Genomic DNA, 20,369 nt, shown 5'->3' with positions numbered 1-20,369 from the left:
CCGCGATCAGACCGCCTGGACGTTGCTCAACAGGTCGAAGAGCGCTTCGTTCACATAGTAGTTGTCACGACCGGATCGGATTTTCGTCATCACGCGGATCCTCGCCAATTCATCGAGATAGCGGGTAGCGGTGATGCGGCTCACACCGAGATCGCGCTTAACGAAGGCGATCTTGCTGTAGGGGTGGCTAAAGATGTTGTTCAGGAGGTCCTGGCTGTAGATGCGGGGCAGCTCGCTGCGGATGAGCGCCTTGTGCATCAGCATGAGGTCTCGGATGCGGTGGACCAGCCGAGTGGTCTGGCCTGCCATCTGCTCGAGGCCGTCGAGCATGTAGATCAACCATTCTTCCCAGGCGCCGTCGGTGCGTACGGCCTGGAGCAGCCGGTAGTAGTCGGCCTTGTTCTGGTTGATGTAGCGCGACAGGTAGAGCACCGGCGTGAGCAACAGCTGCTCCTTCACCAGGTAGAGGATGTTGAGGATGCGGCCCGTGCGGCCGTTGCCGTCGTAGAACGGGAGGATGGTCTCGAACTGGTGGTGGATGACGGCCATCCGCACCAGCGGGTCCAGACCGTTCGGCGCGTCGCCGTTGATGAAGACCTCGAGGTTGTCCATCAGGGCCACGATCTCGTCGTGGGTCTGCGGCGGTGTGAAGACCACCTCCCCGGTCTTGTCGTTCTTAAGCCCGGTACCCGGCAGCTTGCGGAAGCCGGCTTGGTTCTCTTCGAGCGTGGCCTGCATGGCTAGGATGTCGTTGAGGGTGATTAGGCCTCGCTCGCGCACCGCCTCGAAGCCTTCACGCATGGCTCTGGCGTAGTTGTAGACCTCCTTGGCGGCGAGGCTCGCGAAGCGGTTCGCCACGGCGTCGCTGCGGTAGAGGTCGTCGTGCGTCGTGATGATGTTCTCGATCGCCGAGCTGTCTTTCGCCTCCTGCAGCGAAAGCGTGTTGGTCAGGATCGCTTCGTTTGGAACGAGACCAGCGGCGCCTTTCAGCTCGGCGAGCGCGCGATGCGCCGTGTTCAGCTTCTTGAGGACGGCGCGGGTTTCAAGCTCCACTTTCAACGGCAGCAACGGCGGGACGTAGCTGGGCGGGAGTGCCATTGGCGATCCACATGTATAGACAATTTGATATATCTATACATATTTTCGAGACATGTATAGGCCTTGAGGTACGCGGCGGTGACCTCACTGAACGCATCTACGATTCGGCCCGATCCTATGCACGACCGACCCGCGCACGCCGAAAACCCCGCGAACCTATACACGTCGTGAGATTGCGATCGCCAAAACCAGGAACGGTGCGGCCTCGTCGTTGCGAGAAAGGGGCGCCTCAGCGGGTCCACGACGGCGCGAACCCAGTCGCCAGTCTCGATGTAGCGCTTCACCGTGTTGCGGCTGCAGCCCAGCTCCGCGGCGATCCGCTTCGTGCCCCATCCTGCGAGAAAGCCGACGCAGAGTGCGGCGGGCTGATCGCTGAAATCGTTGGTCACGAAACCTCCCGTCCCTGGCCGCCGTTCGGGGATCATGCAGATCGACGCTGTGGACCACGCCGCCATCAAGACCGCCAAGCTCGAGGAAACCCGCGTCTTCTTCGTCGAAGCGCTCGGCTTGAAGGTTGGACCACGGCCGCGGTTCGACTTCCGCGGCTATTGGCTCTACGCGGGCGGCCGGGACATCGTCCATCTGGTGGAAACCGAAACGCCCAAGGCGCCGTCGTCCGTCGCCGCCATCAATCACATCGCCCTGCGCGTGGCCGACTTCGAGGCCACGCTGGCGGATCTGAAAACCCGGGGGATCGCCTTCAGCTGCGAGACGACCCCGGGCGGCGAACTACGCGAACTCTATGTGATCGATCCGAACGGGGTTCGCATCGAGCTGAACGCGCCGGGCGCCACCGAGGCGTGACCTAGGTGGTGCGCGCCCGCAGCGACAGAACTCGGCGTCCATCACGTCATAGCATTCGCAGGACTGCATCTCACGTGAATCCCGCCACCGTTTAGGGGGCCTGCGCCGCGCCCTTTATCGGCGCGGTTTTTCCGGACTGCGATGCCGACGGCCAGGTCAAACGCGCTTCAGTGTCCGAAAGACGCGGGGTCCGCTCGTCGCAACTCGCCGCCAATGTCCATGATCAAGAGTTCCGCATCGAAGCCGCTTCCCATGGCCTGGCAGGCGGCGCGCTTGCCGGCGGCGATGGCATCCGATTGGTCGTCATAACGTCCGAGGTTGTGCTGTTCACAGCAAAGCAGCCACTGGGAATCCACTTGGAACACGCCGTAACGAACCTTTGCAGTCAGCCCTCCAGCCCTCATCGCCGTGCCTCCAGTTGAGGGATGACCATTTACGGGGGCCGCGGTCACGTCTGTCGGCGGACTGACATATAGCCGGTGCGGGTGGCATTTTTGCGAACGCAGGATTAACAAATTCGCGTGAGGCGCGACCCTGCGCATGAGTTATATGTTAGTTTGTCGACAGACAGGCTCAGACGACTAGGGTCAGATGCGCCCGTGCCGCGGCCATGATCCCTCTTGGTCACCGTCAGGGTGCGCTCCGCCCTGATGAAAGGTGACTGGATGGCGTTTGTTCACGGGCACACGGGAAGCCATTTTCTCGACAGCCTGAGTGCCGAGAATTTCGAACTCCTCCACCGCTCTCTAGTCGACGTCGCTTTGACGCGTGGCGACGTGCTGTGCGTCCCGGGCGATGACCTCGACTGCATCTGGTTTCCGACCACGGCGATCCTGTCAGTGGTCACGCTACTGGCGAACGGCCAGGACGTTGAAGCCTGCACGATCGGCCACGAAAGCGCATATGGGTTGCTCAACGCCATGGGCTCGAGCATTGCCATCGATCGGGTGATCGCCCAGGTTCCCGGCCACGCCATTAAACTCGCGGCCTCACGCCTGAGGGCGGCAGCGGCGCTCAGCATCAGCATTACCGATCTCATCGTTCGCCATGCCCAGGCCAATACGGCCCAGATTCAGCAATCGGTGGCCTGCAATGCCGTGCACAGCGTCGAGGCTCGGCTGTGTCGATGGCTGCTGATGACCCAGGACCGCACCCGCAGCGATCGGCTGCCCCTGACCCAGGAATTTCTGGGTTTCATGCTTGGCGTCCAGCGCACGACCGTGACCGGTGTCGCTCGCACGCTGCAGGCCGCCGGCGCGATCCGTTATTCGCGGGGCTTGATCGAGATTCTCGACCGTGATCGGCTCAAAGCCGGCGCCTGCGAATGCTACGCGTCCGTTCTCGAAAAACATGCCCAGCTTCTCGGCGCCCGGCCCCTGCGGACAGTCGATCCGTTCGATTCGGCCCGCCCGCCCGCAGGGGCGCCAAGTGCGGCGGAAAGAGCATGAGCATTCTAGATCCTACGATCAGGCCAGCTTTCAGCTTTGCAGCGCTTGCCTCATCTTCGGGCCCATGCAGGCGTTTGACGCGTTGGCCCTACAAGCCCTGCTTTCAGGAATGAACCGCGTGCCAAAAGGACGGCCAATCTTTCCTATCGTCGGCGTTGGCGCGTCGGCCGGCGGCGTCGAGGCGTTGGAGGGCTTTTTTCAAGGGGTGCCGTCGAAGCCGGGCTTGGCTTTCATCATTGTCACCCACCTGAGCCCGGACCGCGAGAGTGTCCTGCATGAGATCATCGCGCGCTACACCGACCTGACCGTCGCGGTGGCCGAAGACGGTGTCGAGGTCCGGTCTGACAGCGTCTATGTGCTGCCCGCCGATGCGATCATCAGCATCGAGGGAGGCCATCTCCACGTCAGGAAATCCGATAGTTCGCGGCGCGAGCGCAAGCCGATCGACATCCTGTTCAGTTCACTCGCCATCGACCATGGCGAATACGCGGCCAGCGTCGTCCTATCGGGCGGGGACGGCGACGGCACCCTGGGAACAAAGGCGATCAAGGAACGCGGCGGTCTGACCCTGGCCCAGGTCGCCGACGGCCACGGTCCGCGCCATCCGTCCATGCCCGACAGCGCGATCTCCACCGGTCTCGTCGACTTTGCGATACCGGTCCATGAGATGGGAGAAAAACTCGTCGAATTCGCCCGCCTGCTGGCCGCCACCGACGAAGGCGAGGGATCCGAGGCCGAGCGTTCGCACGCCCGCCAGGAAATCTGTGCGATCCTCCGCAATCAGGTGGGCCACGACTTCAGCGGCTACAAGTCCAAGACGTTCCTGCGCCGGGTGCAAAGGCGCATGCAGGTCACCCAGCTGGGAAGCCAGGACGACTATGTCGAGCGGCTGAAGCAGGACCCGAAGGAGGTTGGCGCCCTTTTTCGTGACCTGCTGATCAACGTGACCAACTTCTTCCGCGACGCCGAGTCTTTCGAAAAGCTCTGCGAGACGGTGATCCCAAGGCTGTTCGAAGGCCGCGGCGCTGAAGACACGGTACGAGTCTGGGTTCCGGGCTGCGCCACCGGCGAAGAGGTCTATTCGATCGCCATCCTGCTCCGCGAGCACATGGACACCCTCTCGGCCCTACCCCGGGTCCAGGTCTTCGCCACGGACATCGACGAAAATGCGTTGGGCGTGGCGCGAGCGGCCCGCTACCCGGAGGCGCTTTTGGACAGCGTCTCGAAGGAGCGGCGCGAGCGCTTCTTTGTCACCGAGGGCGGAAGCTATGTCGTGACCAAGGCGGTGCGCGACCTTTGCATCTTCTCGCCCCATAGCGTCATCCGCGATCCGCCATTTTCAAGGCTGGACCTGATCTCCTGCCGCAACCTGCTGATCTATTTCGGACCCGACGTCCAGAACCTGGTGCTGCCGACCTTTCACTACTCCTTGCGTACCGGAGGCTATCTGTTCCTCGGCATGTCCGAGAGCGTCGGCAAGTTCGACGACCTTTTCGCGGCGGTCGACAAGAAGCATCGGATCTTCCGTAGCCGCGACGACATCACGATCGCGCCGCGCCTCCCATCGACTATCCGCTCTCAAGCGGCCTTGGGCTTGCCCAACCAGGACCGCCGCATCGCCTTACGTCCAGCGGCTGGTGCGACCTTACGCCAGGCTCTAGAAACGCAGGTCCTAGAGCGGTTCACGCCGGCGCACGTCCTGGTCACTCACGGCGGCGATATCCTGCATTTCTCGGCGCGGACGCAGAAGTACCTGGAATTGGCGCCGGGCGCCCCCACCCGACAACTGATGACCTTGGCGCGCAGGGATCTGCGCCTCGACGTCCGAACAGCGTTCCGGGAAGCCGTTGAGACCGGCGAGACCGTCGTTCGGGCTGGCGTTCCGGTGACCGGCGAAGACGGCCGCCTGCAGTTGGTCGACATCACCGTTGAACCGCTTTTGGAAAGCGGCAGCGAAGATCCGCTCTACATCGTGTTGTTCACCGATAATGGACCATCGCTGAGCGTGGAGGCGGCGCAGGCGCGGATACCGCAATCCGAGGCCGGTGCGGCGCTGATCCTGGAGCGTGAACTGCGTGACACCCGGGAACGACTTCAGTCGCTGATTGAAGAGTACGAGACCGCGCTCGAGGAGCTTCGCTCGTCAAACGAGGAACTGCTGTCCGTCAACGAGGAGATGCAGTCGAGCAGCGAGGAGCTTGAGGCGTCAAAGGAGGAGCTCCAGTCGCTCAACGAGGAGCTCAACACCGTCAACGCCGAGTTGGTCGGCAAGATCGATGCTCTCGATCGCGCAAACAGCGACTTGCGAAATCTCTTCGAGAGCACGCAGATTCCAACTGTTTTCCTGGATCGGGATCTTGTGATCCGCAGCTTTACGCCCTCGGTCAAGACGCTGTTCAATGTCCTGCCGACTGACCATGGCCGCCCGCTGACCGATCTCACCAGCCGCCTCCTCATGCCGGATTTTATCGACGACGTCCGGACTGTCCTCGAAACAGGCGAGGCCCGGGAGACGGAGGCCCGGCACCAGGATGCCGAAACCCATTTCATCGTTCGCCTCGCCCCTTACCTTGGCGTGGACGAAAAACTTGAGGGTGTGGTTGTAACGTTCGTCGACGTTACTCGGCTAGCCCGGTCCCAGGCCCACCAACAGACCTTGATCGCCGAATTGAACCATCGCGTGAAAAACATGCTGATGGTGGCGATCGGCATCGCTCAACAGACCCACAAGTCTGCCGCGTCCCCCGAACTGTTTCTGGAAGCCTTCATCGGGCGGCTGCAGGCCATGGCGCGATCCTACGAACTGCTGTCCCGGGAGAATTGGACCGAGAGTTCGCTCGTTGAGTTGATGAAGACCGAACTTGCGCCCTTCGGGCTCGAACGCCTGGCGCTTGACGGACGAGACATCGGCCTTAAGCCCAAGCTCGCCCTCTCTCTCGGCATGGTGCTGCACGAGCTTGCGACCAATGCTGCGAAATACGGCGCACTCTCAGTCTCAGACGGGACGGTGTCGATCCGTTGGTCCGAAAACTCAAGCAAGGCCGGCCGCAACCTGGACTTCCATTGGCGCGAGACCGCCGGCCCGCCGGTCGCGAAGCCGAAGCGGCGCGGCTTCGGAATAAAGCTGATCGAGAAAGAGACCTCCTATAATTTGGGAGGCAGCGCTGAAATCGAATTCACCGCATCCGGACTGTCCGCGCGGCTCGCCTTTCCCTTGGACCAACCCTAGTGCTCGGGGCTTCAAACCTGAGAGTTTTGGTGGTTGAAGACGAATGGGTGATCGCCGAGCAGATCGCCACCGCGCTGGAAGAGGCGGGTTACGATGTGGTGGGGCCCGTCGGACGCCTTGCTGAGGCCCTCGCCAAGCTGGAGGCGACGTCGATCCACGCGGCGCTCATCGATATCAACATTCACGGGGACCGCAGCTTCGGGCTTGCAGCAGAGCTGAGCCGTCTGTCGATTCCCTTCGCGTTTCTCAGCGGTTATTCCGGCGGCGATCTTCCCCCCGCACTCTCGCAAACTCCGCTTTTGCCGAAACCGATCGACGCGGGAAAACTCCGCTCCTGCGTGGCAGACCTTCTGAAACGCTAGAAATTACTCCTGTCTACGTCCACTGCCTTCAATCTGAGACACCGCCGGGGCGCATGTCCACATGTGGACATGTGCGGGCTCGGGCGACCTTGCGGCGGTTGGTCGGTTCGATGGGGTCCGCAGGTCGCCGCGCCTGTGGACCGTGGAGATCGACCAGAACCAGCTGGAAAGCGCCATCCTCAATCTGGCGGTCAATGCGCGCGACGCCATGCCGTCTGGCGGCAAGCTGACCATCGAGACCCAGAACACCTTCCTCGACGAGAGCTACACGGCCACCGACGCCGAGGTGCGTGCGGGGCAGTACGTAGCCATCTGCGTGAGCGACAGCGGCACGGGGATGTCCAAAGAGACCCTGGCGAAGGTGTTCGAACCGTTCTTCACGACCAAGGAGCTGGGCCGCGGCACGGGTCTCGGTCTCAGCATGGTCTACGGGTTCGTCAAGCAATCCGGCGGTCACGTGACGATCTACAGCGAGGAAGGCGACGGCACGACGGTCAAGCTCTACCTGCCGCGCCACCAAGCGGAGTTGCAGACTGCGGACGAAGTCGCGGAGGTCCCGGCGTCGCCGCCGGCGCCACAACTAGACCAAGGGGCCGGCCCCGAGCCGGCCCCTTCTGCGTTGGGGGCTGGCTCGGCGGCGGGGTTGGCGCCCCCCGATCCTCATCTCCAGTCGGACCGAAGGCGCCGCGCCGATGCGGCAGGGGAAGCTTGACCGCATCGGCTGACGTACCGGCAATCTCAAGGCTCGGTTCCTGCAGGTTCGCCGCACCGGAACAGCCGCCCGCCGCGCGGATTGACTCGTCGATGACCACCCTGCCCGGCCTGCCGCTTGCTCCCGATTTCGCGCCCATGGAGGCGAAGCTGGTCGAGGCGTTGCCGGTCGATCCAGGCTGGTGGTTCGAGCCCAAGTGGGATGGCTTCCGCTGTCTCGCCTTCCGCAGCGGCGATGAGGTCGATCTGCGCGCCAAGTCCGGCAAGCCGCTGGCGCGCTATTTTCCCGACGTGGCGGCGCTGCTGAAAGCCTTGCCGGTCGAACGCTTCATTATCGACGGCGAACTGACCATCCCGGTGCAGGGCGAACTCTCCTTCGGCGCCCTGCAGATGCGCCTGCATCCCGCCGAGAGCCGTGTGAGCAAGCTGGCGGCCGAGACGCCGGCGACCTTCGTGCTGTTCGACTGCCTGATGGACGCCAGGGGTAAGAGTCTGGCGGACGCCCCGCTGACCGAGCGGCGCGCGGCGCTCGAGAGGCTCTTCCGGAAATTCAAAGGGGTAGAGCACGTCCGCCTTTCACCCGGGACCGACGACCCCGCCGAGGCCCGGGCCTGGCTCGCCCAGACCGGCGCGGCCCTGGACGGCGTCGTCGCCAAGCGGCTGGATGGACCCTATGCCTCCGGCGAGCGGGCCACGCTGAAGATCAAGCGCCTGCGCACCGCCGACTGCGTCGTCGGCGGCTTCCGCTATGAGGCGGACAGCCGCGAAGTCGGGTCCCTGTTGCTTGGCCTCTATGACGAGGCCGGCAAGCTCGATCATGTCGGCTTCACCTCGGCGATCTCCGACGCCGAGCGGCCGGCGTTGACCAGGAAGCTGGAGAAGCTGGCTGGCGGCCCGGGCTTCACTGGCGACGCGCCCGGCGGACCGAGCCGCTGGAGCAACGGTCGCTCAGCCGAATGGACGCCGTTGAAGACGCAGTTGGTGGTCGAGGTCCGCTACGACCACGTCACCGGCGACCGCTTCCGGCACGGTACGACCCTGCTGCGATGGCGTCCCGACAAGACCCCGCGGCAATGCACGCTCGCCCAGTTGCGCTCGGAGTCAGCGAGCCTGTTGGGCCAAGGCCTGTCAGGCTAGAGCGCAGCCTGACCTCCTCTAGCGCCGTCCCAGACCGCGCGTCCGGAACATTGTCGGCGGCCCAGCATTTTTCAACTCGGGTGATCTGTGGGCTGTGCCGCTGTGGCGTGGACTTCTCTCGAGCCATATTGCGGATTTCCCCCGGCGCCGGACGCGCTGTGGGGGCGCTGGAACTTCGATCCCTTGCTGATCGCGGGCTTGATGGTCGGGTTGGCGGCCTACGCAGCAGTCTCTGAACCCAAGCTTCATGGCCAGCGCCCCGTCGCTCCTTGGCGGCGTCTTTGTTTCTACGCCGGCTGGGGGATCGGTGGCCTCGCCCTGATCTCGCCGCTCTGCGCGCTCTCGGTCTCGTTGATGGCCGCGCGGGTCGGCCAGCACATGGTGCTGACGGCCGTCGCCGCGCCCCTGATTGCCGTGGGCTTCGCGTCGGCCGCGCCGCGGCCGTTCGAGACTCTCACCGCCGCCGCGACCTTCGCCATCGCGCTTTGGTTCTGGCACTCGCCCGGGCCCTATGACGCGACCTTCGCCAGCCCAGCGATCTATTGGGCGATGCACCTCAGCCTCTTCGGCTCGGCGCTGTGGCTGTGGCGGGCCTTGTTCGCCGCCAGCGGCCGGCGGATCGGCGAGGCGGGGCTCGCAGCGGCCCTGACCAGCCTGCAGATGGGTCTGCTGGGCGCCATCCTGACCTTCGCCGCCCGCCCCTTCTTTGCGCCACACCTGCTTACGGCGGCCGCCTGGGGCCTGACGCCGCTGGCCGACCAGCAACTGGCCGGCGTGATCATGTGGGTCCCTGCGGGTCTCGTCCTGACAGCGGCGATCGTGGGCGGGCTGGCCGCAGCCCTGAACGACGCCGGCCTGCGTCAACATCGCGTCACGGCGGGGACGACGCGATGACGCGGCCGTTCACCTGCGCCTGCCTCGCCGCCCTGGCCTTGCTCGCCGGCTGCGAGCGAACCGGCGATCCGAAAGCTCCGCCGTCGCCGGTCGCCCGGCCCCAGCCGGGCGCCACTGGAGCCACGGCCAACTTCGCGCCCAACGACCCGCCGGGCGAGTGGCGGCGCCAGGCCCGCGACTACGCCAACACCCGCTTCAGTCCGCTCGATCAGGTGGGCGTCGGCAATGTCGCGCGGCTGAAGATGGCCTGGTCGTTCTCCGATGGCATCCCCTACGGCCACGAGGCGGCGCCCCTGGTGGTTGGCGACACCATGTACGTGGTGACGCCCTATCCGAACGTGGCCTATGCGCTGGACCTCACCAAGCCGGGCGCGCCGATCAAGTGGACCTATCAGCCGCACCCCGATCCGATCGCGGTCGGCAAGGCCTGCTGCGACGCGGTGAACCGCGGCCCGACCTATGCCGACGGCAAGCTGGTCTTCACCCTGCTGGACGGCGAAGCCGTTGCGGTGGACGCCAAGACCGGAAGGCCCGCCTGGCGCACACGTCTGGGCGAACCGGCCAGCGGCATGACCATCACCATGTCGCCCCTGGTGGTCGGCAACGCCGTGCTGGTCGGCAACAGCGGCGGCGAGATGGGGGTGCGCGGCCAGCTCACCGCATTGGACCTGAGCAGCGGCAAGGAGATCTGGCGCGGCTATTCCACCGGTCCCGACGCCGACGTGAAGATCGGCGCGGACTACCGCGCGCCCTATCTCTGGCTGGCGGGCAAGGACCTTGGCTTAAGCTCGTGGCCGGGCGACGCCTGGAAGCGGGGCGGAGGCACGGTCTGGGGTTGGATCTCCTATGACCCCGACCTCAACCTGATCTACGAGGGCACCAGCAATCCCAGTCCTCGCGTGCCGGCCCAGCGCCCGGGCGACAACCTCTGGTCCAGCGCCCTCTTCGCGCGCGATCCGAAGACCGGCTCGGTGCACTGGGGCTTCCAGTTCACGCCGCACGACCAGTGGGACTATGACGGGGTCAACGAGAACATCCTGATCGACGGCGCAATCGGCGGCCAGACCCGCAAGCTGCTCGTCCACCTGGACCGCAACGGCTACGGCTACACCCTGGACCGGACCACCGGCCGCATCCTGGTCGCCAAGCCCTTTGCGCCGCTCAACTGGGCCAAGGGCATCGACCTCGCCACCGGCCGCCCGATCGTCGACCCTGACAAGCAGGCCAAGGTCGAGGAGAATGTCCAGAACATCTGTCCGACCCACATTGGCTCGAAGGACTGGCAACCCGCCGCCTTCTCGCCCCGCACGGGCCTGATCTACGCCGACATCTTCAACATCTGCATGGATCTCACCGACCACAAGGTGAGCTACATCCCAGGCACGCCCTATGACGGCATGGACCTCACGACCCACGCGGGCGGCAAGACCAACAAGTGGGGCGAGTTCATCGCCTGGAATCCGCTCACCGGCGAGCGCGCCTGGTCGATTCCCGAGAATTTCATGACCATGAGCGGGGTGCTGGCGACCGCCGGCGACCTTGTCTTCTACGGCACGACGGACGGCTGGTTCCGGGCGGTGGATGCCCGCAGCGGCAAGGTGCTGTGGTCACAGAAGCTGAGTTCCGGGATCACCTCCCAGCCCATGACCTACCTCGGCCCCGACGGGCGCCAGTACGTGGCCGTGGTGGCCGGCGTCGGCGGGGTCGCCAGCCAAGTGATGGGCCAGAAGAACGGCTTCCCGCCACGCGGCGGCACGCTCTACGTGTTCTCCATCGACGGCGCCTCGCCCGGCAGCGCGCCGAACATGCTGACCACCCAGGGGTCCAAGGCTCCTGGCGCGGTCTACAACGCCCCAGATTGAGGCGCGCCATGTTCCCGCGCCTGGCCCTCGCCGTGCTCGCCGCCCTTTCGCTGGCGGCCTGCGGGCGTACGCGCGGCGACTCCACAACCGGGCCGGCCGTCGCACAGGTTCCAACCGACCAGACCTTGAACGCAATTCCGCTCGGCGCGCCGCCCGGCGAACCCGTCAGCCTCGCCAGCCGCATCGCCAGTCCCTTTGCCGGGAACGCCCAGGCGATCGCGGAGGGCAAGCAGCTCTTCAGCAGCATGAACTGCGTCTACTGCCACGGCGCCCAGGCCTCAGGGCTGATGGGACCGCCGCTGAATGGCGTGGGCTGGCGCTACGGCGGGACACCGGCCGAGCTCTACAACTCCGTCCATGACGGCCGCCCGCAAGGCATGCCGGCGTGGGGCGGACGATTGCCGCCGGATCAGATCTGGAAGCTCGTCGCCTATCTGCAGACACTTGGAGACGCCTCGGGCCAGCCCTCGACCACCGGCGCCCAGGCGGCCGAGCAGGATGCCTCTGACAGCGCTCATCAGGGCCTGATCGCCGCCCAGAAGGCGCGGTGACCCATGGGCGCCGCGTTCTCCCTCGCCTGGCCGATGACTTACCTGAAGACTTACGGACCGCGGGCGAACCCGATTACCGGCCTGACCTGGGGACTGATGGACCTGTCCTTGGCCGTCATCGCGATCATCACCGTGCTGGTCGTCGCCGGCGTGTGGGTGCGACGGGAACGCCGCAGCAGGCCGGTGTTCGCCGACCTTCTCGTGGGCCGCGAGGCAGGCGGCCTGCGCTGGATATGGATCGGGCTCGGCCTGACGATCGTCGCTCTGGTGGCGTCCCTGGCCTGGACCGTCGCGGTCATGGCCGCGGTCGGCATGCCGGGTGGCCAGCCGGCGCTGACCCTGGAGATCACCGGCCATCAATGGTGGTGGGAGGTCCGCTATGTCGGCGCCACGCCGAACCAGACCTTCGTCACCGCCAACGAGATTCACGTCCCCACCGGCCGGCCGGTGCTGGTGAAGTTGAACGGCGCCGACGTGATCCACTCGTTCTGGATCCCGGCCCTGGCGGGCAAGACCGACGCCATTCCCGGCCGAACCAACCTGACTTGGCTGCAGGCCGACCGCGCCGGCGTCTACCGCGGTCAATGCACCGAATATTGCGGCGTCCAGCACGCTAATATGGCGGCCTTCGTCACCGCCGATCCGCCCGCGGTCTTCGAAGCCTGGCGCGCCGGCCAGTTGCGGGCCTCCGTCCCTGCGGCAAGCCCCGGCAAACAGCTCTTCGTACAACGGTGCGGCGCTTGTCACACCGTACGCGGCGGGGAGGCGGGCGGCGTTGTGGGCCCCGACCTCACCCACCTGATGAGCCGCCGGACCCTGGCCGCCGGGACCGTGCCCAACACGCCCGACGGCCTCTCCGGCTGGATTTCCAATCCACAGGCGCTCAAGCCCGGCGCGCGAATGCCGGCCACCGACCTCTCAGGCCCCGAGCTCGGCCAAGTCGTCGCCTATCTGGAGACCCTGACGTGAGCGCCTGGGAGGACGCCCGCACGCCGGAGACGACCCGCGCCACCAAGGCCTTCCCCGGCCCACGACTGCAGGAGATTTGGGAGAGGGAGCCGGGCCTGAAGGGCTGGTTCGCCGACGTCGACCACAAGGAGATCGGCAAACGCTACATCGTCACCGCCTTCGTCTTCCTGCTGCTGGGCGGGATCGAGGCGATGGTCATGCGCCTGCAGCTGAGCGGACCCAATCGCACCCTGCTGACGCCAGAGCAGTACGATCAGCTCTTCACCATGCACGGCGTGAGCATGATCTTCCTCTACGCCTCGCCGGTGCTGTCGGGGTTCTCGAACTTCCTGTGGCCGCTGTTGCTGGGCTCGCGGGACATGGCGTTCCCGCGGCTCAACGCGCTCTCCTATTGGGTCTATCTGGCGGCGGGCCTGTTCCTCTACGCCGGCTTCGTGGTCGGCCAGGGCCCGGACGCCGGCTGGTTCAACTACGTCCCCTATGCCGGCCGCGCCTACAATCCGGGCGTCAACATCGACGTCTATGCGCTGGGCCTGATCCTGCTCGGGATCTCGACCACGGTGGGCGCGGCCAACTTCGTAGTGACCTTCCTGCGCATGCGGGCGCCCGGCATGTCGATCAACCGTGTGCCGATCCTGACCTGGGGCACGCTCACCGCCTCAGTCGCCAACCTGCTGGCGGTGCCCAGCGTCAGCCTCGCCTTCTTCCTGCTCTGGCTGGACCGGCAGTTCGGCTTCCATGTCTTCGACACCGGCCAGGGCCAGCCGCTGCTCTGGCAGCATCTGTTCTGGATGTTCGGCCACCCGTGGGTCTACGCCATCGTGCTGCCGGCCATGGGCATGGTGTCGGACGGCCTGCCGACCTTCTGCCGAAGGCCGCTGGTGGGCTATGCGCCGGTGGCGCTCTCGACCGTGGCGACCATGGCGCTCGGGTTCGGCGTCTGGGTGCATCACATGTTCGCCACCGGCCTGCCGGACATCAGCCTGTCGTTCTTCTCGGGCGCCTCGCTGATCATCACCATTCCGAGCGCGGTTGCCGTGTTCGCCTGGATCGCCACCATCTGGCTGGGCCGGCCGGTGATCACCACCGCCTTCCTGTTCTTCGCCAGCATGATCGTGCTGTTCGTGATCGGCGGGGTTTCAGGCGTCATGACCGCTTCCGCGCCGGTCGACTGGCAGCTCACCGACACCTATTTCGTCGTCGCCCACCTGCACTATGTGCTGATCGGCATCAACGTCTTCCCGGTGGTCGGCGCGGCCTACTACTGGTTCCCCAAGTTCACCGGCCGGATGCTGAACGAGCGCCTGGGCAAGTGGAACTTCTGGACGATGTTCGCGGGCTTCAACCTCGGGTTCTTCCCGATGCACCTGCTGGGCCTGATGGGCATGCCCCGGCGTGTCTACACCTACCCGGCCGGCATGGGCTGGGACACGACCAACCTCATCGTGAGCCTAGGCTCGGCGCTGTTCGCCATCGGCGTCGGCCTGCTGATCGTCAACATCGTGGTCAGCCTGCGCCGAGGCGCCATCGCCAGCGACAATCCCTGGGACGCGCCCACCCTGGAATGGGCCACCGCCTCACCGCCGCCGCCCTACAATTTCGCGGTGATCCCAACGATCGCCAGCCGCCATCCGCTCTGGGAGGATCGGCTGGATGAGAGCGGCGCCCGCTCACGCCTCGACGCAGGCCTATTGCTTGACCGCGGCCGCGAAACCATCGGGACGTCCGCCCTCGACGGCGAACCCAACCTCATCTTGGAGATGCCGGCCGACTCCCTGGCTCCGGCCGCCCTCGCCCTGGGTCTCGCTCTCCTGTTCTCCGGCGCGCTGCTGAAGGCGTGGTGGCTGGCCGGCGCCGGCGGCGCGGTCTGCGGCGGGGCGCTGCTGCTCTGGTTCTGGCCGCGCCGCGTCCACGCCGACATGCCGCAGGAGCCCGAGCATGGCTGAGGCGATCTACAATGGTGGGCCGCTGCCGGTCGGCGCCAAGGGCCACAACTCGACCGGCTGGTGGGGGATGCTTTGCCTGATCGCCACGGAGAGCTGCCTCTTCGCCTATCTGCTGTTCAGCTATTTCTACATCGCGATCCAGCGCGGGCCGGCGTGGTCGCCGGAGCCGCAACCCTCAATCCTGCTTGCCGGGCCCAACACCGTGATCCTGCTCTCCAGCAGCGTCGCGGCCTGGTGGGGCGAAGGCGGCTCCAAGCGCGGCGAACGTGGCCGCCAGATCGCCGGTTTGGCTGTCGCCATCCTGCTCGGGGCGATCTTCCTGGCGGTGCAGATTTTCGAGTGGCGCGCCAAGAGCTTCGGCCCGACCAGCGGGTCTTATGGCTCGCTCTATTTCACCATCACCGGCTTCCACATGGCCCATGTGATCGTCGGTCTGCTGATCCTGAGCGTCGTCCTCGCCTGGACGCTGCTCGGCTATTTCCGGCCGCGCCGACACGAGCCGTTGTCCATCGCCATCGTCTACTGGCACTTCGTCGACGTGGTCTGGCTGGCGGTGTTCTCGACCTTCTACATCAGCCCCCTCCTGATGCGGTGAGCGATGGCGCAGTCCCCGACCCAACCCGCCACCCGCCAATCTATGCCTCGCATCGGCTTGGCCGCCCAGCTGTTCGGCCTCGCCGCGGGGCCGAGCGCCTGGATCGCACAGCTAGCGCTGAACTACGGGCTCTCCAGCTACGCCTGCTATCCCGGCGACACGCCGCGCCAGGACCTTCCGCCGCCCAGCGAACATGCAGTGCTGTTGGCGATCAACCTGTCCTGCCTGGCCGTGGCCTTCATCGGCTTGGCGGTCAGCTTCCGGGCCTGGCGCAAGGTTCCAGACGGCGATGGCCGCGCCCGCTTCCTGACCCTCTGCGGATTGTTGTCCGCCGCCATTTTCTCTGCCGCCATCCTGTTCAATACGCCCTCGGCGCTCGCCCTGCGGCTTTGCTGGAGCGCCTCCCGATGAGCCCGCGTCTTCGCGGCCCAGTTGTCGCCGTCCTGCTTGCCGCCATCGCCTTCGCCGGCTGCGCACAGCCGTCTCATCGGACTGCAGCCCAGCTTGGCGGAGACCCGGAGCGGGGCGCGGTCCTGATGGTCCGCGAGGCCTGCGGCGCCTGCCACGTGATCCCCGGCATCCAGGAGGCGCACGGCGAGGTCGGGCCGCCGCTGACCGGCTTCGCTCGGCGCACCATGATCGCGGGTCTCCTGCCGAACACCCCGCCGAACCTGGCGCGCTGGATCCTGACCCCGCAGGCCATCGTACCCGGCAACGCCATGCCCGATATCGAGCTGTCGCCGCGGGAGGCCGCGGACATGGCCGCCTATCTTGAGACCTTGAACTAGATGAAGCGGTGGCTCGGTCTCCTTCTGCGCCTGGGTCTGCCCTGGGCCGCCGGTCTGGCGAGCGTTGGGGTTGTCGGCTTGGGCGTGGTGCTCACGGGCGCCTTCAACACCACCGCCAGCACGCCGCACGCAGCCCCAATCGCCTGGGTGACGCACCTCACCATGACCAACGCGGTGAAGCGCAACGCCACGCAACTTTCCAACCCGCCGGCCTTCACACCCGCCGATGTGCTGGACGGCGCCCGGACCTATGACGCCAACTGCGGCGTCTGCCATGGCGGCCCAGGCGTCGCCCGCGCGCCCTGGGTCGGTGGCATGACGCCCTCGCCGCCGTTCCTGCTGGACGCTTCGCGGAACTGGACCTCGAAGGAGCTGTTCTGGATCGTTCGATATGGGGTGCGGATGACCGGCATGCCTGCCTGGGACCAGACGCTGTCGGAGCACGACGTCTGGAACCTGGTGGCGTTCCTGAAGGCTCTGCCGAACATGTCCGCCGCCGACTACGCCCGCGCGACGGCGGCGCAACCGGCGCCGGCAGGGTCAGGGCTGGCCCGCACCCCCTGACGCGCCGTAGATTTGGCCAGTGGCGTAGCTAGCGTCGGCGGCGGCGAGCTGAACGTAGATGGAGGCCAGTTCCGCCGGCTGGCCCGGGCGGCCCATCGGCGCTTGGCTCCCGAACTGCTCAAGCTTCTCCATGCTGGCCCCGCCGCTCACCTGCAGCGGCGTCCAGATTGGCCCCGGCGCGACGCCGTTCACGCGGATGCCCTTGGGCGCGAGTTGCTTGGCCAGCGACTTTACATAGTTCATCGTCGCCGCCTTGGTCTGGGCGTAGTCGTAGAGGTCTGGCGAGGGATCGTAGGCCTGCTCCGAAGCCGTCGCGATGATCGTCGAACCCGGCTTCAGGTGCGGCAGAGCCGCTTTGATGATCCAGAACGGCGCGTAGATGTTGGTCTTCATGGTCGCGTCGAAGTCCTCGGTGGTGACGTCGAGGACGGACTCCCGGCTCTGTTGGCGTCCGGCGTTGCAGACCAGGATGTCCAGCCCGCCCAGCTCGCGCACCGCGTCGGCCACCAGCTGCGTGCAGAAGGCCTCTTCGCGCAGGTCGCCCGGCAAGCTGACACCCTTGCGGCCGGCCACCTCGATCAGCTTCACCACCGCATCGGCGTCGGGCTGTTCGGCCGCCAGGTGGTTGATCGCCACGTCCGCGCCCTCGCGCGCGAAGGCGATCGCCGCGCCCCGGCCCATGCCGGAGTCGCCGCCGGTGATCAGCGCCTTGCGGCCGAGCAAGCGGCCAGAGCCCTTATAGTTCTCCTCGCCGTGGTCGGGCGGCGGGTCCATGTCGCGGGCGAGGCCCGGCCAGGGTTGCGACTGCCGCTTGAACGGCGGCTTCGGATGTTTGGTCGTGGGGTCCTCGAACGGCGCCGCCGTCGAGCTGGGTGAAATCTTGCCCGCATCGTCCGCCATGTCTCACTCCTTGGATTTGAGGCTGTGAGCCGAGCAATCCGCGAAGGCGAGCGGTTGTTCCTTGCCGCCGCACGCTAACGGAACTGCCCTCAGGTCTCGGCTTTACCCAAAGCGTCTAACGCCCGGAGTTCGAGATGAGCGAGCACGTCCCGGAGGTTCGCAAGGGGATGCCCAGCCCGCGCCTGGACGAGCCGACCTTCCGGAAACGCTTCCTGAGCCGCTTTCCCGACCCAGCCTTCGATGATCTGCGCGGCGAGCTCGACCACATCGCGGGCGCCGCCTGGGACGCCTACAGCCATGAGCGCAAGTCGCCGCGCACCCAGGCCGCCGGCCCCGGCTACGCCGACCCGACCTATGAGCTGGCTGAGGACTGGATCGCCGCCAAGGCCGCGGTGGACGCCGCGCAGACGCGCCACGACGACACCGACGGACCCTGCCGCGTCTTGCTGATCAACGGCTCGCCGCGCAACGAGCACACCTGCCCCGGCGAGATGTCGAAGAGCTGGCGCCTCGTCGAGATCGCCCGCCAGGCGCTAGAAGCCGAAGACATCGCTGTCGAGGTGCTGGACCTCTCGCGCCTGACCTCGGAGTTCGGCCGCGAGATCCATCCCTGCAAGGGCTGCTTCTCCACCGCGCCGGCGCTCTGCCACTGGCCGTGCTCCTGTTACCCGAACTATTCCCTGGGCCAGCTCCACGACTGGATGAACGAGATCTATCCGATGTGGGTCGAGGCTCACGGCGTCATGATCATCACGCCTGTGAACTGGTACCAAGTCACCTCTCCGGTGAAACTGATGATGGATCGTTTGGTCTGCGCCGACGGCGGCAATCCCGACCCCAGCCTCACGCACGGCAAGCACGCCGACGAGGCCAAGGCCATCGAGATGCAGGGCTGGGACTACCCCAAGCACCTGGACGGGCGGGTGTTCTCCGTCGTCGTCCATGGCGATGTGGAGGGCGCCGAGAACGTGCGGCGCAGCCTGTCGGACTGGCTGCGCTTCATGGACCTGGTCCCGGCGGGGGTGAACGCCGAGCTCGACCGCTACATCGGCTATTGGAAACCCTACGCCACCGGCCACGAGGAACTGGACGCCGACACCGCCATGCAGGGCGAGGTCCGCAACGCCGCCCTGACGCTCGCCGAAGCCGCCCACGCCAACCACGCCGGCAAGCTGCTGCAGGCGGGCCGCGATCTCGAGCCGCCGCGGCAGAAATAGCCTGCCTACGCTGTCAGCGCCTTGGCCCGCGCCAGGTCCTCGACGAAGGCGGCGAAGGCCACCTGACGCGCGTGCGGGTCGCGCACGCGCAACAGCGAAGACGGATGCACCGTGATGTAGCCCGGCTGATCGCCGAACAGCGCCGGCCCGCGCGCGCGGGTCACCGCAACCTTGCGCCCGCACAGCGCTAGCGCCGCGGTCGCCCCCAGCGCCACCGCCAGTCCCGGCCGTACGAACGCCAGTTCCTGCTCGAGCCACCAGCGGTAGTGCTTCACGTCCCCCGCGCTTGGCGACTGGTGGATGCGCCGCTTTCCGACCTGGCGGAATTTGAAAGCCTTCACCGCGTTGGTGACATAGGTCTCCGCACGCTGGAGCCCGGCTTCGCTCATCGCCCGGTCAAGGATCGCGCCCGCCGGCCCCACGAACGGACGCCCGACCTGGTCTTCCTGGTCGCCCGGCTGCTCCCCCACCAGGGCAAGCCGCGCGCCGATCGGCCCCTCTCCCGGCACGATGCGCGCCGAGAAGGACGCCGGCGGCGGCGTCGCCAGCAGGCGGCGGTTCAGAGCCGCCAGCGAGCGGGGACTGAAGATTGCGGCGTCGGATGAACCAGCTCGCATGAAGACGCGCTTCTCCTCCGTTCCGCCGACGCTGTGGCGCTTCCCTCGCGAGGGCGCACCGGCTCAGGACTTCATCGACGCCTGGAGGGCGGTGATCTTGTCGAGGTGCATCTGCACCGTCGGCGCGATCTTCGCGGCGCCGCCCTTCAGGCCCGCGTCGGAGCCGTCCTTGGCGTAGCCATTCATCAGGTCCAGGGCCTCCTTGTGGGCGGCGACCTGCTGGTCGATGTAGACCTTGTCGAAATCGGCGTCGCTGGCCTTGTTCAGATGGTCGATGAAGCCCTGGCGACGGTCGTCGAGCTTGGCCGCGGGCGTCTGGCCGGCCGCGGCGGCCAGCGGCGTCATGGCCTTGGTGCTGGCCGTGTGATCCTTGATCATCATCCTGGCGAAGGCCTTGATGTCGGCGTTCTTCGACCGCTTCTCAGCGATCTGAGCCGCCTGGATTTCGTACATGTCGCTCTGGCTGGCGTTGGAGACGAAGGCCGCTGTGTCGTGGGGGCCAACTGTATTGGCCGAGGCGGCGCCCACCGCGGCGCCGGTGGCGTCCTCGGCCTTGTTGACCGCCGCGCCTGTCGTCGAGGCGGCGTCGGAGGCGGCGGACTTGGTGGCGTCGGTGGCGTCGGCCGCAGTGGTGCTCGCCGGCTTGTTGCAGGCCGCCAGCGATAGGGCCGCGATGG

22 protein-coding genes are annotated in these 20,369 nt (G+C 66.3%); 16 read left to right on the top strand and 6 right to left on the bottom strand.

Features of this window, described 5'->3' with window-relative positions:
• Positions 1–6 precede the first annotated feature (6 nt).
• Together VHS75_RS11630 and VHS75_RS23100 are read right to left on the bottom strand one after the other, a co-directional pair.
• The gene (locus tag VHS75_RS11630; protein WP_329638782.1) at positions 7–1,098 is read right to left on the bottom strand and encodes a Fic family protein; all 1,092 of its coding nucleotides are present in this window, start codon (positions 1,096–1,098) and stop codon (positions 7–9) included.
• On the bottom strand, positions 1,056–1,523 hold the full coding sequence (locus VHS75_RS23100) for a helix-turn-helix domain-containing protein (RefSeq protein WP_414694293.1): 468 nt from the start codon (positions 1,521–1,523) through the stop codon (positions 1,056–1,058). The genes VHS75_RS11630 and VHS75_RS23100 overlap by 43 nt, the downstream gene beginning before the upstream one ends.
• Between VHS75_RS23100 and VHS75_RS11625 the strand changes: the two genes are divergently transcribed.
• Entirely contained in the window at positions 1,522–1,902 is a 381-nt protein-coding gene (locus VHS75_RS11625; protein WP_329638781.1) for a VOC family protein, read from the top strand. The two genes, VHS75_RS23100 and VHS75_RS11625, sit on opposite strands and share 2 nt — an antisense overlap.
• 167 nt (positions 1,903–2,069) lie before the next feature.
• Here the strand turns inward: VHS75_RS11625 and VHS75_RS11620 are convergent, their stop codons facing one another.
• A complete protein-coding gene (locus VHS75_RS11620) occupies positions 2,070–2,306 on the bottom strand; it encodes a hypothetical protein (RefSeq protein ID WP_329638780.1) in 237 nt (78 codons plus the stop codon).
• A gap of 216 nt (positions 2,307–2,522) precedes the next feature.
• Here VHS75_RS11620 and VHS75_RS11615 point away from each other — a divergent pair, with 216 nt between their 5' ends.
• The 14 genes from VHS75_RS11615 to VHS75_RS11550 all read left to right on the top strand — a co-directional run bounded on the left by VHS75_RS11615 (position 2,523) and on the right by VHS75_RS11550 (position 16,958).
• Positions 2,523–3,350, top strand: coding sequence for a Crp/Fnr family transcriptional regulator (locus VHS75_RS11615; protein ID WP_329638779.1), 828 nt, complete (start codon positions 2,523–2,525; stop codon positions 3,348–3,350).
• Between the two features lie 64 nt (positions 3,351–3,414).
• Positions 3,415–6,579 (top strand): CheR family methyltransferase, encoded by a 3,165-nt coding sequence (locus VHS75_RS11610; RefSeq protein ID WP_329638778.1) that lies wholly within the window; start codon positions 3,415–3,417, stop codon positions 6,577–6,579.
• Between the two features lie 29 nt (positions 6,580–6,608).
• Positions 6,609–6,941 (top strand): hypothetical protein, encoded by a 333-nt coding sequence (locus VHS75_RS11605; protein WP_329638777.1) that lies wholly within the window; start codon positions 6,609–6,611, stop codon positions 6,939–6,941.
• Between the two features lie 61 nt (positions 6,942–7,002).
• Positions 7,003–7,653 (top strand): ATP-binding protein, encoded by a 651-nt coding sequence (locus tag VHS75_RS11600; protein ID WP_329638776.1) that lies wholly within the window; start codon positions 7,003–7,005, stop codon positions 7,651–7,653.
• 92 nt (positions 7,654–7,745) lie between these two features.
• Positions 7,746–8,789, top strand: coding sequence for an ATP-dependent DNA ligase (locus VHS75_RS11595; protein WP_329638775.1), 1,044 nt, complete (start codon positions 7,746–7,748; stop codon positions 8,787–8,789).
• A 183-nt stretch (positions 8,790–8,972) separates the two neighbouring features.
• A complete protein-coding gene (locus VHS75_RS11590; RefSeq protein ID WP_329638774.1) occupies positions 8,973–9,683 on the top strand; it encodes a cytochrome c oxidase assembly protein in 711 nt (236 codons plus the stop codon).
• Positions 9,680–11,545, top strand: coding sequence for a PQQ-dependent dehydrogenase, methanol/ethanol family (locus tag VHS75_RS11585; protein ID WP_329638773.1), 1,866 nt, complete (start codon positions 9,680–9,682; stop codon positions 11,543–11,545). The genes VHS75_RS11590 and VHS75_RS11585 overlap by 4 nt, the downstream gene beginning before the upstream one ends.
• Before the next feature lie 8 nt (positions 11,546–11,553).
• Positions 11,554–12,096, top strand: a complete 543-nt coding sequence (locus VHS75_RS11580) for a c-type cytochrome (RefSeq protein WP_329638772.1) — start codon at positions 11,554–11,556, stop codon at positions 12,094–12,096.
• A gap of 3 nt (positions 12,097–12,099) precedes the next feature.
• Positions 12,100–13,065, top strand: coding sequence for a cytochrome c oxidase subunit II (gene coxB, locus VHS75_RS11575; protein WP_329638771.1), 966 nt, complete (start codon positions 12,100–12,102; stop codon positions 13,063–13,065).
• A complete protein-coding gene (locus VHS75_RS11570; protein WP_329638770.1) occupies positions 13,062–15,011 on the top strand; it encodes a cbb3-type cytochrome c oxidase subunit I in 1,950 nt (649 codons plus the stop codon). The genes coxB and VHS75_RS11570 overlap by 4 nt, the downstream gene beginning before the upstream one ends.
• Entirely contained in the window at positions 15,004–15,606 is a 603-nt protein-coding gene (locus tag VHS75_RS11565) for a cytochrome c oxidase subunit 3 (protein WP_329638769.1), read from the top strand. Before VHS75_RS11570 ends, VHS75_RS11565 begins: the two co-directional genes overlap by 8 nt.
• Positions 15,607–15,648: 42 nt before the next feature.
• The gene (locus VHS75_RS11560; protein WP_329638768.1) at positions 15,649–16,017 is read left to right on the top strand and encodes a hypothetical protein; all 369 of its coding nucleotides are present in this window, start codon (positions 15,649–15,651) and stop codon (positions 16,015–16,017) included.
• Positions 16,014–16,394, top strand: a complete 381-nt coding sequence (locus VHS75_RS11555; protein WP_329638767.1) for a c-type cytochrome — start codon at positions 16,014–16,016, stop codon at positions 16,392–16,394. The genes VHS75_RS11560 and VHS75_RS11555 overlap by 4 nt, the downstream gene beginning before the upstream one ends.
• On the top strand, positions 16,395–16,958 hold the full coding sequence (locus VHS75_RS11550) for a cytochrome c (RefSeq protein WP_329638766.1): 564 nt from the start codon (positions 16,395–16,397) through the stop codon (positions 16,956–16,958). It begins immediately after the preceding gene.
• Here the strand turns inward: VHS75_RS11550 and VHS75_RS11545 are convergent.
• The gene (locus VHS75_RS11545; protein ID WP_329638765.1) at positions 16,935–17,858 is read right to left on the bottom strand and encodes an SDR family oxidoreductase; all 924 of its coding nucleotides are present in this window, start codon (positions 17,856–17,858) and stop codon (positions 16,935–16,937) included. The two genes, VHS75_RS11550 and VHS75_RS11545, sit on opposite strands and share 24 nt — an antisense overlap.
• Positions 17,859–17,992: 134 nt before the next feature.
• On the opposite strand from VHS75_RS11545, the gene VHS75_RS11540 reads away from it, so the two are divergent.
• Entirely contained in the window at positions 17,993–19,075 is a 1,083-nt protein-coding gene (locus VHS75_RS11540; protein WP_329638764.1) for a flavodoxin family protein, read from the top strand.
• Between the two features lie 5 nt (positions 19,076–19,080).
• On the opposite strand, the gene VHS75_RS11535 is transcribed toward VHS75_RS11540, so the two are convergent.
• Together VHS75_RS11535 and VHS75_RS11530 are read right to left on the bottom strand one after the other, a co-directional pair.
• Entirely contained in the window at positions 19,081–19,692 is a 612-nt protein-coding gene (locus VHS75_RS11535; RefSeq protein WP_329638763.1) for a UdgX family uracil-DNA binding protein, read from the bottom strand.
• A 63-nt stretch (positions 19,693–19,755) separates the two neighbouring features.
• A partial coding sequence (locus tag VHS75_RS11530; protein ID WP_329638762.1) for a DUF4142 domain-containing protein occupies positions 19,756–20,369 on the bottom strand: 614 nt, incomplete at its 5' end.

The sequence above is a fragment of the Phenylobacterium sp. genome (assembly GCF_036264965.1).
Taxonomy (GTDB): Bacteria; Pseudomonadota; Alphaproteobacteria; order Caulobacterales; family Caulobacteraceae; genus Phenylobacterium.
This window is presented reverse-complemented; position numbering and strand designations above follow the sequence as displayed.